Source organism: Streptomyces sp. NPDC048664, assembly GCF_040650555.1.
Classification (GTDB): domain Bacteria; phylum Actinomycetota; class Actinomycetes; order Streptomycetales; family Streptomycetaceae; genus Streptomyces.
The window spans coordinates 1-14090 of record NZ_JBEZHK010000020.1; the positions used below are offsets into that span (position 1 = coordinate 1).

Genomic DNA, 14090 nt, shown 5'->3' on the forward strand with positions numbered 1-14090 from the left:
CGTCATCGACTGCACCGACACCGGCGCGTCCCCACCCACCGCCACCGACCCCACCTGGATCCGCCGGCTCCTACGGCGCTCGGCGAGCCTGGTCGGAACGGACGGCATGCCGAGAGAAATCGCAGTCATCTGCTGTGCAACCTCGAGTTGTGGATCTTTGTCCGGTCACGGAACGGCGCCAATGACGGGCTCCAAGCCCTGAGATTACGCCACGGGCCCGGCCGCGGGCACATCACCGTCCGTCGGACCCACCCAATGGGTGGCGGCCGGGAAGCAGTCTTCCCGGCCGCCGCCAACGACGCCCTGCTAGGAGATTTTCACCGGGTTAACCACGTCGGCGATCAGCACCAGGATGGTGAAGCAGACGAAGATGCCGGCCACGACGTAGGCCACCGGCATCAGCTTCGCCACGTCGAAGGGGCCCGGGTCGGGGCGGCGCAGCACCCGGGCCACGGCGCGGCGCAGGGACTCCCACAGGGCGCCCGCGATGTGCCCGCCGTCGAGCGGCAGCAGCGGGAGCATGTTGAACAGGAACAGGGACAGGTTGAAGCCCGCGACGAGCAGCAGCATCATCGCGATCTGCTGTGACGGCGGGATGTCCAGGGTGAACACCTCCCCGCCGACGCGGGCCGCGCCGACGACGCCCATCGGGGAGTCCGGCTGCCGCGGGGCGTTGTCGAAGGCCGCGTCCCACAGGGCCGGGATCTTGCCTGGGAGGGCGACGAGCGACTCGATGCCGTTCTGCATCATGTCGCCCATGCGTTGCACGGACTGGTCGAAGGACTGCTGGACGATGCCGGAGGCGGGCGTGAAGCCGAGGAAGCCGGCGTACACGTACTTGCCCTCGACGTAGGCGCCGCTGCTGTCCGTCTTGCTCACCTGGTTCTTGATCAGGTGGGCGCGCAGGTCGACCTTCTGGCCACCGCGTTCGACGGTGAGCGTGACGTCCTTGCCGGGGTTGGCGCGGATGTCGGACTGCAGGGCCGACCAGTCGGGCACGTCGGCGCCGTCGAAGGCGACGATCTTGTCGCCCGGCTTGAGCCCGGCGGCCAGGGCGGGCGCGGCGGGATCGCCCTTCGCGCACTTGGTGCGGTTCTCGCTCTGCTGGATGACGCAGTCGGAGATCTTGCTGACCGTGGTGGTCTGGGTCTGGACGCCGAAGCTCATCATCACGCCGAGGAAGATCGCCACGGCGAGGACCAGGTTCATGAAGGGGCCCGCGAACATCACGATGACCCGCTTCCACGGCTTGCGCGTGTAGAAGAGGCGGTCCTCGTCGCCCGGCTGGAGCTCCTCGAAGGACTGCGCGCGGGCGTCCTCGATCATGCCGCGCCACGGTGAGGTGGAGCGGGCCTCGATGCGGCCGTCCGGGCCCGGCGGGAACATACCGATCATGCGGATGTAGCCGCCGAGCGGCACGGCCTTGATCCCGTACTCGGTCTCGCCCTTCTTGCGCGACCAGACGGTCGGGCCGAAGCCGACCATGTACTGCGGCACGCGGATGCCGAACAGCTTGGCCGTCGACAGATGCCCCAGCTCGTGCCACGCGATCGAGATCAGCAGGCCGACCACGAAGACGACTATGCCGAGGACCATCATCAGTGTCGTCATGCACGAGCCTCCGCGGTTGCCGAATGTGTCGTTCGCGCCGTGTGCGGCGCGTGTGCTGCGTGTGCCGTCAGTTCTCTGGCCCGGGCGCGCGCCCAGGTCTCCGCTTCGAGGACGTCCGCGACGGTCAGGGAAGTTCCCGAGCGGGGGGTTCCATGCTCCTCCACCACCCGGATGACCGTATCCATGATCCCGTTGAACGGCAGGCCGCCGTTCAGGAACGCGTCGACGCTTTCCTCGTTGGCCGCATTGAACACCGCCGGGGCCGTGCCCGCGAGCTCGCCGACGTGCCGGGCGAGCCCCACCGACGGAAAGGCCTCGTCGTCGAGCGGGAAGAACTCCCAGGTCGACGCCTTGGTCCAGTCGAAGACGGGGGCCGCGTCGGGTACCCGTTCGGGCCAGCCCAGTCCGATGGCGATCGGCCCCCTCATGTCGGGGGGCGTCGCCTGCGCCAGGGTCGAGCCGTCCGTGAATTCCACCATCGAGTGGACATACGACTGCGGATGCACGACCACCTCAATGCGGTCGAAGGGAATGTCGTACAGCAGGTGCGCCTCGATCACCTCGAGGCCCTTGTTGACGAGCGTCGCGGAGTTGACCGTGATGACGGGGCCCATGGCCCAGGTGGGGTGGGCGAGGGCGTCCTTCGGGGTGACGTCCGCCAGCTCGGCCTTGGTGCGGCCGCGGAAGGGTCCGCCGGAGGCGGTGACGACCAGCTTGCGCACGTCGGCGCGGGTGCCGGCCGCCAGAGCCTGGAAGAGCGCGGCGTGCTCGGAGTCCACGGGGATGATCTGGCCCGGCTCGGCCAGCTCCTTGACCAGCGGGCCGCCGACGATGAGCGACTCCTTGTTGGCGAGCGCGAGGGTGCGGCCCGCCCGGAGGGCGGCGAGGGTGGGGGCGAGGCCGATCGAGCCGGTGATGCCGTTGAGGACGGTGTGGCAGTCCGAGGCGGCGAGCTGGACGGCGGCGTCGGGTCCGGCGAGCACCTCGGGGAGGGGCTCCCCGGGGCCGTACCGTGCGGCGAGTGCCTCGCGCAGGGCCGGCAGGGCGTCCTCGCGCGCGACGGCGACGGTGCGCACCCGCAGGCGGTGGGCCTGCTCGGCGAGCAGTCCGGCCCGGCTGCCGTTGGCCAGGAGTGCGGTGACCTTGAACCGGTCGGGGTTGCGCAGCACGAGGTCGATGGCCTGGGTGCCGATCGAGCCGGTGGAGCCGAGGATCACGACGTCCCGCACCCCGTCCACGGGGTCGAAGACGAGATGGGGGTCGGCAAGAGGGGCTGGACTGTCGCTCATCCCCCCATTGTTGCGGTACCGGGCGGTGCCGGGTGCAGGGTCCCCCGGCTCCGCGCCCTCCCGCGCCCCCGAGGACGCGCGCGAGGCACGCTCGACGGGGGCGCGGGAGGGGCTTGTCAGCGGATGGGGCGGTGGACGTTCTCCCGGGTGCTCGGGCCCGGGGTGGTGTCGGCGATCCAGGGGCCCTCGCCGGACGGGTCCACGATGCCGTCCTCCAGCCATGCGTACGTACCGGACAGGACGCCCTTGACGACCTTGCGGTCCAGGTCGTCCGTGTTGTCCCACAGGCGGCCGAAGAGCTCCTCGACCCGGATGCGGGACTGGCGGCAGAACGCGTCGGCGAGCTGGTAGGCCTCGCGGCCGTGGTCGCCGGACACCCGCAGGTGCTCGGCGCGGACGCAGGCCGCGCTCATAGCGAACAGTTCGGCGCCGATGTCCACGATCCGGCCCAGGAAGCCCTGCTTGGTCTCCATGCGCCCCTGCCAGCGGGACATCGCGTAGAAGGTGGAGCGGGCCAGTCTGCGGGCGCTGCGCTCCACGTACCGCAGGTGCGGTGACAGGTCGACCTGCCGGCGGAACGCTCCGTAGGCGCCGGGGAGCTGGCCCTGCCCCGCGACCAGCCTGGGCAGCCACTTGGCGTAGAAGACCCCGGCGTTCGCGCCCGCCCTGGCCTTGTCGGACAGGGACTTGTCGGGGTCGATGAGGTCGCCCGCCACGGACAGGTGGGCGTCCACGGCCTCCCGGGCGATCAGCAGATGCATGATCTCCGTGGAGCCCTCGAAGATGCGGTTGATCCTCAGGTCGCGCAGGAGCTGTTCGGCCGGGACGGCCCGCTCGCCGCGCTCCTTGAGGGACTCGGCCGTCTCGAAGCCCCGGCCGCCGCGGATCTGGACCAGTTCGTCGGCCATCAGCCAGGCCATCTCGGAGCCGTACAGCTTGGCGAGCGCGGCCTCGATGCGGATGTCGTTGCGGCTCTCGTCGGCCATCTGCGACGACAGGTCGACGACGGCCTCCAGGGCGAAGGTGGTCGCCGCGATGAAGGAGATCTTCTCGCCGACCGCTTCGTGCAGGGCGACCGGCTTGCCCCACTGCTCCCGGGCTCCCGACCACTCCCGGGCGATCTTCAGACACCACTTGCCCGCGCCCACGCACATCGCGGGCAGGGACAGCCGGCCGGTGTTGAGCGTGGTCAGCGCGATCTTCAGGCCCGCGCCCTCGGGACCGATGCGGTTGGCCGCGGGGACCCGGACGCGATGGAGGCGGGTGACGCCGTTCTCCAGGCCGCGCAGGCCCATGAAGGCGTTGCGGTTCTCGACGGTGACGCCCTCGGAGGCGGCCTCGACGACGAACGCGGTGATGCCGCCCTTGTGGCCCTCGGACGCGGGCACCCGCGCCATGACCACGAGCAGGTCGGCGACCACGCCGTTGGTGGTCCACAGCTTCACGCCGTCGAGCACGTAGTCGTCGCCGTCCGGTACGGCCGTGGTGGCCAGCCGGGCCGGGTCGGAGCCCACGTCGGGCTCGGTGAGCAGGAACGCGGAGATGTCGGTGCGGGCGCAGCGCGGCAGGAACGTGTCCCGCTGCTCCTGGGTGCCGAACAACTTCAGCGGCTGCGGTACGCCGATCGACTGATGCGCCGACAGCAGGGCGCCGATCGCGGGGCTCGCCGTACCGACCAGGGCGAGCGCCTTGTTGTAGTACACCTGGGTGAGGCCGAGGCCGCCGTACTTGGTGTCGATCTTCATGCCGAGGGCACCGAGCTCCTTGAGCCCGTTGATCGTCTCGTCGGGGATCCGCGCCTCGCGTTCGATGCGGGCGGAGTCGATGTGCGTCTCGCAGAAGTCACGCAGCTTGGCCAGGAACTCCTCGCCGCGCTGGACGTGCTCGTCGGCGGGCACCGGGTGGGGGTGGATCAGGTCGAGCCGGAACCGGCCGAGGAACAGCTCCTTGGCGAAGCTGGGCTTGCGCCAGTCCTGCTCACGCGCGGCCTCGGCGACCTGACGGGCCTCACGCTCGGTGACAGTGGGCTTGGGAGTGGGGTCTGTTGGTGCGGTCATGAGGCTCACCTCGCCGCGAATCGGGGCTAGTGGGTCGCACACCGGACGAAGTGCCGCAAGGGACCCAAGGGGCCCGTACGGCGATCTTGCGGGTGTACGTTACTGAGCGGTGCTACTCGATCGTTGGTACCCCAATCCGGGGCGGACCACCAGTCCTTGCGCAGCCGCGTGCCCCGGAATGCGCCCCGTCGCGGGGTCGCGGTGTCAATTCGGCCACAGCGGACGGCCGCGGGCCTGCATATCCTCGCCCGAGGCCACGGACCGCCCGGGACCGTGGGCACGTACGTGCGAGTGTGTGAACGAGGAGCGCCATGGACGCCGCCCCCGCGGCCCCCGCTGTCGCGTCCCTGCTGGAGGACTTCTCCCTGGAGATGACCGGCAAGGACGTGGTGAAGCTGGAGGAGGCCCGTGCCGCCGTCCCGCCCGGGACGCGGATCAATGTCACCTACCTCGGCAGCGAGGACTCCGGGACCCGGCTGCGGGCCGCCCGCGCGGTGCGGCGGCTGGACTTCGTGCCCGTCCCGCACATCTCCGCCCGCCGACTGGGCTCACAGGGTGACCTGGAGGCGTTCCTGGCGGCGCTGCGGGCGGAGGGGCTCGCGGAGCGGGTGCTCGTCGTCGGGGGTGACCCGGCCGTGCCCGAGGGCCCCTACGAGGACGCGCTGAGCGTGATCCGGTCCGGGCTGCTCGACGGGCACGGGGTCCGGCACGTCGGGATCACCGGCTATCCGGAGGGCCATCCCGCCATCGCGGACGACGTGCTGTGGTCGGCGCTCGACGCGAAGGCGGCGGCCCTGCGGGAGCGGGGCCTGTCCGGTGAGGTGGTCACCCAGTTCGGGTTCGACGCCGGGGCCGTGCTCGGGTGGGTCGAGGCGGCGCGGGAGCGGGGCGTCGACCTGCCGGTGCGCGTCGGGGTGCCGGGGCCGGCCGGAGTGCGCCGGCTGCTGGCGTACGCGGCCCGCTTCGGGGTCGCGACGAGCGCGTCCGTCGTCAGGAAGTACGGCCTCTCGCTCACCCAGCTGATGGGCACCGCCGGCCCCGACCTGTTCCTGCGGACGCTCGCGGAGCGCTACGACGCCGGGCGCCACGGGGAACTCAAGGCGCACTTCTACACCTTCGGCGGCCTGCGCGCGGCCTCCGACTGGGCGACCGGCTTCCGGGAGGCGGCCACCGCGGCGGTGTGACCCGCCCGCACGGCGACGGCCGGAGCCCCGCTGTGCGGGACTCCGGCCGTCGAAGGGGTCGAACCCGGGGTCAGAGGGCCAGGCCCGTCAGGACCAGCACCCGCTCGTAGGTGTAGTCGTCCATCGCGAACCTGACGCCCTCGCGGCCGACGCCGGACTGCTTGGCGCCGCCGTACGGCATCTGGTCCGCGCGGTAGGACGGAACGTCCCCGATGACGACGCCGCCGACCTCGAGGGCGCGGTGGGCGCGGAAGGCGGTCTGCAGGTCGTGCGTGAACACGCCTGCCTGCAGGCCGTACTTGGAGTCGTTGACCGCGGCGAAGGCCTCGGCCTCTCCGTCCACCCTGCGCACCGTGAGGACGGGTCCGAAGACCTCCTCGCAGGAGATGGTCGTCTCGGCCGGGACGTCGGTCAGGACGGTGGGCGCGTAGGAGGCGCCGTCGCGCTTGCCGCCGGCCAGGAGCGTGGCGCCCGCGGCCACGGCCTCGTCGACCCAGGACTCCACGCGCCGCGCGGCGTCCTCGCTGACGAGCGGGCCGACGTCCGTGGCGGAGTCGGAGGGGTCACCGGTGACCTGGGCCTCGACGGCGGCGACGATGCGCGGCAGCAGCCGGTCGTAGACCGCGGCGTCGGCGATCACGCGCTGCACGGAGATGCAGGACTGGCCGCCCTGGTAGTTGGAGAAGGTCGCGATGCGGTTCGCGGCCCAGTCCAGGTCCTCCTCGCTCGCGTAGTCGGCGAGGACGACGGCCGCGCCGTTGCCGCCGAGTTCGAGGGTGCAGTGCTTGCGCGGCACGGAGTCCATGATCGCGTAGCCGACCTTCTCGGACCCGGTGAAGGAGATGACCGGCAGGCGCTCGTCCTGGACGAGGGCGGGCATACGGTCGTTGCTCACCGGGAGGATCGACCAGGAGCCGGCCGGGAGGTCGGTCTCGGCGAGCAGGTCACCGATGATCAGACCGGACAGCGGGGTCGCGGGCGCCGGCTTGAGGATGATCGGGGCACCGGCGGCGATGGCCGGGGCGACCTTGTGGGCGCACAGGTTCAGCGGGAAGTTGAACGGCGCGACGCCGAGGACGACGCCCTTCGGGAAGCGGCGGGTCAGCGCGAGGCGGCCCTGGCCGCCCGCGTCGGTGTCCAGGCGCTGGGCCTCGCCGCCGTTGAAGCGGCGGGCCTCCTCGGCCGCGAACCGGAACACCGAGACGGCGCGGCCGACCTCGCCGCGCGCCCACTTGATGGGCTTGCCGTTCTCGGCGGAGATGAGCTGCGCGATCTCCTCGGTGCGTTCGGCGAGCCGCTTCGAGACGTGGTCGAGCGCGGCGGCGCGGACGTGGGCCGGGGTCGCGGCGAACTCGTCGCGCACGGCGTACGCGGCGGCCACGGCCTCCTCGACCTGGGCCTCGGTCGGCACGCTGACGGCGGCGACGAGGCGGCCGTCCCACGGGGAGGTGACGTCGAAGGTGGTCTCGCCGGTGGCCTGGCGGCCGGCGAGCCAGAAGGCGGTGGGGGAAGTCATGTGGGAGTCCCGGGCCCTTCCGAGTTCGTGTTCCGAGCGGTTCACGACCACGGTAGGGCCGGGGCGGCGGTGGGGCGCTTGTCCGGACGGTAGCAGTGCCGGGGGAATCTTCTACGGGTTGTACAGGGCCGTCCCGGGGGGTGCCTGTGCGTCGTCGGGTGCGTCGTGGCCGCTCGCGCAGTTCCCCGCGCCCCTCGAAAGCACGCTCCGCGTGCATCCACGCGCACCCCCAGGGACGCGGGGCCCTGCCACACCCGACGCCCCACAGAAGCGCCCTGTCAGGGGCGCGGGGAACTGCGCGAAAACCCACGGCCGGCCCGCAGCCGACCATCCACAAGCAGCCACCCTCAAGGGGCGCGGGGAACTGCGCGAAAACCCACGGCCGGCCCGCAGCCGACCATCCACAAGCAGCCACCCTCAAGGGGCGCGGGGAACTGCGCGAGAAGGCACGACGGGCCCGCAGCCGACCTTACGCGGACGCGCCCCCACCCGTCAGTCCGGCGTTGCCGCCGCCGTGGTCTTGAGGGCCAGCCACAGCTCCATGCGGACGTCCGGGTCGTCCAGTGAGCGCCCCAGGATCTCCTCCACCCGCCGCATCCGGTAGCGCAGCGTGTGCCGGTGGACGCCGAGGTCGGCCGCGGCGGCGTCCCACTGGCCGTGGTGGGACAGCCAGGCGCGCAGCGAGGCCACCAGATCGCCCCGCCCCGTCGCGTCGTGTTCCCGCAGAGCCCGCAGCAGCCCGTCCGCGAACGCGCGCACCGCGTCGTCCGCGAGCAGCGGAAGGACCGAACCGGTGGCCAGTTCCTCGTGCTCGACCAGCGCGCGGCCCCGTCTGCGGGCCACCGACAGCGCCTGTTCCGCCTGCTTGTACGCCGCGGCCGCGGCGATCGGCCCGGCGGGCGCCGACAGGCCCACGACCAGTACGTCCGCGTCGGAGGCCGCCTGCTCCGGCGCCGCGGACCGTGCCGTCCGCACCGCCGCCGCGTAGCTCTGGCACGCGGCGAGCGCCGCGCCACCGTCCACGGCGAGCACCACGAGCCGTTCCGCGTCCGGCACGACCAGCACGGGCTCGCCGGAGCGCAGGGCGGCCGACTCCACGGCCTCGGCCAGTCCGTCCAGTGGATCGCCCTCCGGCTGGGCCGCGGTGGCCGCGGCGGTGACCTGCGACACGGGCGCCACGCGCGCGTGGCCGGCGTGCGCCCGGGCCGCCGACGCGGACGCCGACTCGGCGAGGATCAGGCGGAAGGGGGCGTCCAGGAGATCGCCGTACAGGTCCCCGGCCACCGTCCGCGCGTGGTCCGGTTCGCCGGCCAGCAGCATGCGCAGGACGGCCGCCCCGATGCGCTGTTCGGCGGCGTGCAGGGAGCGGGAGCGCTCGGTTACCAGGGTCAGCAGCGCGATGGCGGAGTGCACCGCGTAGCGCTCCGCGGTGCCCAGGGCCGCCGCCGTGCCCACGGCCAGCGCGGCGCGCGGTCGCCGCCCGGTGCCCAGGGAGTGCAGTTCCACCCTGTCCTCGCCGCTGGGCCCGCCGACCACGGAACTGGCCGGGGCGGGGCGCTCCCGCAGCCGTTCCACCTCGGCGGTCAGGCGGGTGGCCCGCCTCGCCGCCCACTCCGGCGCGGCGGCGACGACGGCGCCCGAGGCGTCGTAGAGCGCGGCCCAGCCGGAGACCTGTCCGGCGAGCGCGGCGAGCAGCCCCTCCGGGCCGTCGTTGAGCGCCTTCCTCGTCAGCTCCCGCTGCGCGGCGAACCCGGCGGTCACCGCCCGGTACTGGTCCGCGGCGATGGCGGCGGACACGGCCTTGCTGATCGCGAGGAACGGGGTGCGCCGGGGCACCTCCAGCAGGGGGAGGTCCTCCTCGCGCGCGGCGTCCAGGAGCGCCTTCGGGATCTCGTCGTAGTTGACGCCGACGGCGAACCCGAGACCGACCACTCCCGCGCCCGCCAGCCGCTTCACGTAGCGGCGCATGGCCTCGGGGTCCTCCGCGTCCAGTTTCAGCGCCGTGATGAGCAGCAGCTCGCCGCCCTCCATGTAGGGCACCGGGTCGGCGAGTTCGCTGACATGGGCCCAGCGGACGGGGACGTCCAGCCGGTCCTGCCCGGCGCGCACGGTCAGCTTGAGGGCCGAGTGGTGGACGAGCGAGGCGAGGGTGGGGGGCATGGGGCCTTCAGGTCGGCACGGATGGAGGTCGCGTGAAGTCTGTGCTCCATTGGCCGCCGCGTATGAACGGCCTATGTCGATTCTGCCTCACCGTACGATCCGGCGGGCACGATCACGCCCCCTCAGGCGCGCAGATCCACCAGGAGCGGGGGCGCGTGCTCGCCCTGCACGCTGGTCAGGGACAGCACCGCGTGCCCCGGCGGCACCGAGTGCGCCAGCTCGGACGCGGACCACCGCTCCCGCTCGACCTCGCGCACGGTCACGGCCTCGGTCGTCACCGCCTTGCCCGTGACCAGCTTGCGCAGGGCGTGGAGCGCCCGGGTCATGGGCTGGTTGGCGAAGACGGTGTGGTGTGCCACGTCCCGCGTCTGGACCCACTGGCTGCCCCAGGCGTCCGCGAACCGGCCGCCGTCCCAGGTGGTCACCCCGGAGAACGCCATCCTGCAGCCGACCGCCCCGTACAGCGGCCCGTGCAGGGCCTCGGGGACGTCGCCCACGGTGCGCAGGGCGAGCACCACCCCGGCGTTGCGAGAGCGCAGGCGCTGGATGCGGCGGACGGACTCGCCGGTGACCACGCCCGTGGCGTCGTCCAGGGCGAGGCAGAGGAAGTGGTCGCGTCCGGCGTCCCGGGAGACGGCGTCGAACTGGGCGAGCACCATCCTGGTGATCAGCCGGGACGCCTCTTCGTGGCCGCGCTCGGGCAGGTCGATGCGGACGCGCAGCGGGTGGTGGACGACGGCGCGCAGCGAGAACGGCCGGCCGCCACCGCCGGCCGCGCCGAAGAAGTCGGCGAAGGCCGGACGGTCCAGCAGGGCGAGCCGGTCCGCCAGGACCGGTCCGGGATCGCCCGCGGCGCCCAGCTGCCGTACGCGCGCTTCGAGTTCGCGGCGCATCGCGGCGTGCTCGTCCCCGCTCAGCGCGGCGCGCAGGGCCTCCAGTGCCGTCGGCACGCCGTCCAGCAGCTCGCGCAGGACCGGCAGCGTCGGGAAGCGGCCGTGCGCCGCCCGGTAGGGCCCGAGCAGTTGGGCGAGCGCGGTCGCCGCCCGCCGGCCGCCGACCGCGTCGAGGTCGCCCGCCAGGCCCTCCGCGAGGAAGGCGGCCGCCTCGTCGGCGTCGTCGGACTCCGCGTACGGGTCCAGGTCGTGCACGGAGGCCGGGTCGCCGAGGCGTACGACGACGTCGTAGGCGGAGTCGGGACCGAGCGGGGTGCCGGCGGCGCAGACGGCGACGACGGCGCACCGCCCGGTGAGCGCCTGCAGTCCGAGGGACTCCACGACGGGTCGGACCAGGTTCCGTGTCTTGCCGGAGCCCGGGGGCCCCACCGCCAGGAGCGAGGTGCCGAGGGTGTCGGCGCCGAGGGCCGCCCCGGCGCCGCCGTAGGACGACGGGGTGCGCTCCCCCGCGACCCAGCGCCCGATGCGCACCTGTCCGGCGAGCAGGTCGTGCGGGGCGGACCGGGTGGGCAGATCGCGCGCGCCGGAGGGGTGCGTCCAGGCGGCGGCGCCCTCCCGCAGCACGGTGTCGGCGAAGGAGGCGGCCTGGGCGCGGGCGCGGTCCCGGGTCCACCGGTGGTCGACGCGCGCGCAGTCCACGTCGTTCATCCGGCCCTCGCGCACCTCGGCGGTGAGCACGTCGGCCGCCTGGTGCCGGCCGGCCTCGCGCAGTTCGGGCCAGGAGGAGCGCCCGTGCTCGGCGACCGGCCCGGGAGCCGGGTCGGCCTTGGCGCGGGCGCGCGCGGCGAGTGCCGCCTCGGCGAGCGGACGCCAGCCGCCGAGGCGGGCGCACGGCCACAGCACGAGCAGCGCCACGAGCGCGTACAGCGTGTACGAGAGCAGGGGCGAGGCGAGCACGTGGTAGCTGCCCCCGATCAGGACGGCGAGCGCCCACAGCGGGTCGAGCAGCCTGCTCGGCAGGACGAGGACCAGCGTGATCAGCGCGACGACGGCGGTGATCAGGGCGCGGACGGGCTGCGGCCTGCCGCCGACGAGGTGGCGGGCGACGTCCGCCCAGCCGCCGAGCCGGACCACGGCGTAGGCGAGCGCGGCCATGGCGACGCCGTTGTAGACCACCCGGGCCTCCGCGCCCGGGTACGGGACCTGTGCGTGCTCCTGGAGTCTGGGCGTGGTGAAGGCGCCCCACCACCAGTCGTCCGGGGTCAGGAGCCGCAGCGGCACGTTCTGGTACGGGATGACGCCCCGCTGCCAGAAGGACCACAGAAGGAGGGCCACGAGTGCCGGGATCAGCATCCCGGCGACGGTCACCGGGGTGAGCCGTTCCGCCGTCCGCGCGGGCTTCGGCAGCCGGTATCCCAGCCGCCAGATGCCGGGCTCGGCGGCCGGCCGGGGCTGGTCGAGCCAGTCGGCCACGGGCGAGCGGGGCGGCGCGGGCGGGGCCCCGGCGGGCGGGGTGTCCGGCGCCCTGGTCGGCATCGGTGGCGCCTGCGCCTCGGTCGCCGGGCGTGGCGCGGGAGGCGCGTGTCGGCCGCGTACGTCCTGCGTCCCGTCGCTGTCCATCGCCCCTGCCCCCTGACCAGCCGCTCCGTGCACCCTCAGCGAGTCAATCTAACGCGCTCCACGCGGAGTTCGCCGTACCTGACGGCGGGTGCGTGGTGCCGCGGCCTGCTCCACCGTGTCCACGCTATGTCCACCGCGGACAAGCGGAGGCCCACAAGGCACCCACATGGAGCATGCCCACCCCCCATGCCCCGTTTTAGCCTGCGGGAAAAGAAGTCAGGCGTCCGACATTCACCTCGCCCGGAACCATCAGGGAGCCCTCATGACCGCACTTCCGCAGGAGCGCCGCGTCGTCACCGCCATCCCCGGCCCGAAGTCGCAGGAGCTTCAGGCCCGCCGCACCGCCGTGGTCGCGCAGGGCGTGGGCTCGGTGCTGCCGGTCTTCACCACGCGCGCCGGCGGTGGGATCATCGAGGACGTCGACGGCAACCGTCTGATCGACTTCGGCTCCGGCATCGCCGTGACGTCCGTGGGCGCGTCCGCCGAGGCCGTCGTGCGCCGCGCCTCCGCGCAGCTCCAGGACTTCACCCACACCTGCTTCATGGTCACGCCGTACGAGGGCTACGTGGCCGTCGCCGAGGCGCTCGCCGAACTCACCCCGGGCGACCACGCCAAGAAGTCGGCGCTGTTCAACTCGGGTGCCGAGGCCGTCGAGAACGCCGTCAAGATCGCCCGTGCGTACACCAAGCGCCAGGCGGTCGTGGTGTTCGACCACGGCTACCACGGCCGGACGAACCTGACGATGGCGCTCACGGCCAAGAACATGCCGTACAAGCACGGCTTCGGCCCGTTCGCGCCCGAGGTCTACCGGGTCCCGGTGGCCTACGGCTACCGCTGGCTGACCGGCCCCGAGAACGCGGGCGCCGAGGCCTCCGCCCAGGCCATCGACATGATCAACAAGCAGATCGGGGCCGAGAACGTCGCCGCGATCATCATCGAGCCGCTGCTGGGCGAGGGCGGCTTCATCGAGCCCGCGAAGGGCTTCCTGCCCGCGATCAGCCAGTTCGCCAAGGACAACGGCATCGTCTTCGTCGCCGACGAGATCCAGTCGGGCTTCTGCCGCACCGGCCAGTGGTTCGCGTGCGAGGACGAGGGCATCGTCCCGGACCTGATCACCACCGCCAAGGGCATCGCCGGCGGCCTGCCGCTCGCAGCGGTCACCGGCCGCGCCGAGATCATGGACGCCGCGCACGCGGGCGGCCTCGGCGGCACCTACGGCGGCAACCCCGTCGCCTGCGCGGGCGCGCTCGGCGCGATCGAGACGATGAAGGAGCTCGACCTCAACGCCCGCGCGAAGGAGATCGAGCAGACCATGAAGGCCCGCCTCACGGCGATGGCCGACAAGTTCGACATCATCGGCGACATCCGCGGCCGTGGCGCGATGATCGCGATCGAGCTGGTCAAGGACCGCGCCACCAAGGAGCCGAACCCGGAGGCGACCGCCGCGCTGGCCAAGGCCTGCCACCAGGAGGGCCTGCTGGTGCTGACCTGCGGCACGTACGGCAACGTGCTGCGCTTCCTGCCCCCGCTCGTCATCGGCCAGGACCTGCTGAACGAGGGCCTGGACATCATCGAGCAGGCGTTCACCGGCGTCTGAGGCCCTTTCCGCACAGGGAACCCGCAGCCGGCGCACAGGATGTGCGCCGGCCTCGGCGGCGGACGGCGGAGGGTGTGAAGAACGTGTGCGAGGTGGATGGCGGGACGGGTTTCCCGCTGTTCGAGCGGTTTCTCCTGCCGTAGGTTCTAACCAGTTGAGAGAA

At 72.9% G+C, this 14090-nt stretch carries 8 protein-coding genes and 1 pseudogene; 2 read left to right on the forward strand and 7 right to left on the reverse strand.

Features of this window, described 5'->3' with window-relative positions:
* The 4 genes and pseudogenes from AB0C59_RS21630 to AB0C59_RS21645 form a co-directional block, all read right to left on the reverse strand.
* Nucleotides 1–129: pseudogene (locus AB0C59_RS21630) on the reverse strand (4-hydroxy-3-methylbut-2-en-1-yl diphosphate synthase); the annotation flags it as partial.
* Between the two features lie 177 nt (nucleotides 130–306).
* Nucleotides 307–1611, reverse strand: a complete 1305-nt coding sequence (locus AB0C59_RS21635; protein WP_363006921.1) for a site-2 protease family protein — start codon at nucleotides 1609–1611, stop codon at nucleotides 307–309.
* Nucleotides 1608–2900, reverse strand: coding sequence for a 1-deoxy-D-xylulose-5-phosphate reductoisomerase (gene dxr, locus AB0C59_RS21640; protein ID WP_363006923.1), 1293 nt, complete (start codon nucleotides 2898–2900; stop codon nucleotides 1608–1610). Before dxr ends, AB0C59_RS21635 begins: the two co-directional genes overlap by 4 nt.
* Nucleotides 2901–3016: 116 nt before the next feature.
* The gene (locus tag AB0C59_RS21645) at nucleotides 3017–4957 is read right to left on the reverse strand and encodes an acyl-CoA dehydrogenase family protein (protein WP_363006925.1); all 1941 of its coding nucleotides are present in this window, start codon (nucleotides 4955–4957) and stop codon (nucleotides 3017–3019) included.
* Nucleotides 4958–5268: 311 nt separating this feature from the next.
* On the opposite strand from AB0C59_RS21645, the gene AB0C59_RS21650 reads away from it, so the two are divergent.
* Nucleotides 5269–6141: a methylenetetrahydrofolate reductase gene (locus AB0C59_RS21650; protein WP_363006927.1), complete on the forward strand. Its 873-nt coding sequence runs from the start codon at nucleotides 5269–5271 to the stop codon at nucleotides 6139–6141.
* 70 nt (nucleotides 6142–6211) lie between these two features.
* On the opposite strand, the gene AB0C59_RS21655 is transcribed toward AB0C59_RS21650, so the two are convergent.
* The 3 genes from AB0C59_RS21655 to AB0C59_RS21665 form a co-directional block, all read right to left on the reverse strand.
* Nucleotides 6212–7657 carry an aldehyde dehydrogenase family protein gene (locus tag AB0C59_RS21655; protein ID WP_363006929.1) on the reverse strand — a complete coding sequence of 482 codons (1446 nt, stop codon included), beginning with the start codon at nucleotides 7655–7657 and terminating at the stop codon, nucleotides 6212–6214.
* Between the two features lie 492 nt (nucleotides 7658–8149).
* Nucleotides 8150–9817, reverse strand: a complete 1668-nt coding sequence (locus AB0C59_RS21660) for a PucR family transcriptional regulator (protein ID WP_363006931.1) — start codon at nucleotides 9815–9817, stop codon at nucleotides 8150–8152.
* 122 nt (nucleotides 9818–9939) lie between these two features.
* Nucleotides 9940–12330 (reverse strand): ATP/GTP-binding protein, encoded by a 2391-nt coding sequence (locus AB0C59_RS21665; protein ID WP_363006933.1) that lies wholly within the window; start codon nucleotides 12328–12330, stop codon nucleotides 9940–9942.
* Nucleotides 12331–12592: 262 nt separating this feature from the next.
* On the opposite strand from AB0C59_RS21665, the gene gabT reads away from it, so the two are divergent.
* Nucleotides 12593–13927 carry a 4-aminobutyrate--2-oxoglutarate transaminase gene (gene gabT, locus AB0C59_RS21670; RefSeq protein WP_363006935.1) on the forward strand — a complete coding sequence of 445 codons (1335 nt, stop codon included), beginning with the start codon at nucleotides 12593–12595 and terminating at the stop codon, nucleotides 13925–13927.
* The last annotated feature ends 163 nt before the right edge of the window (nucleotides 13928–14090 follow it).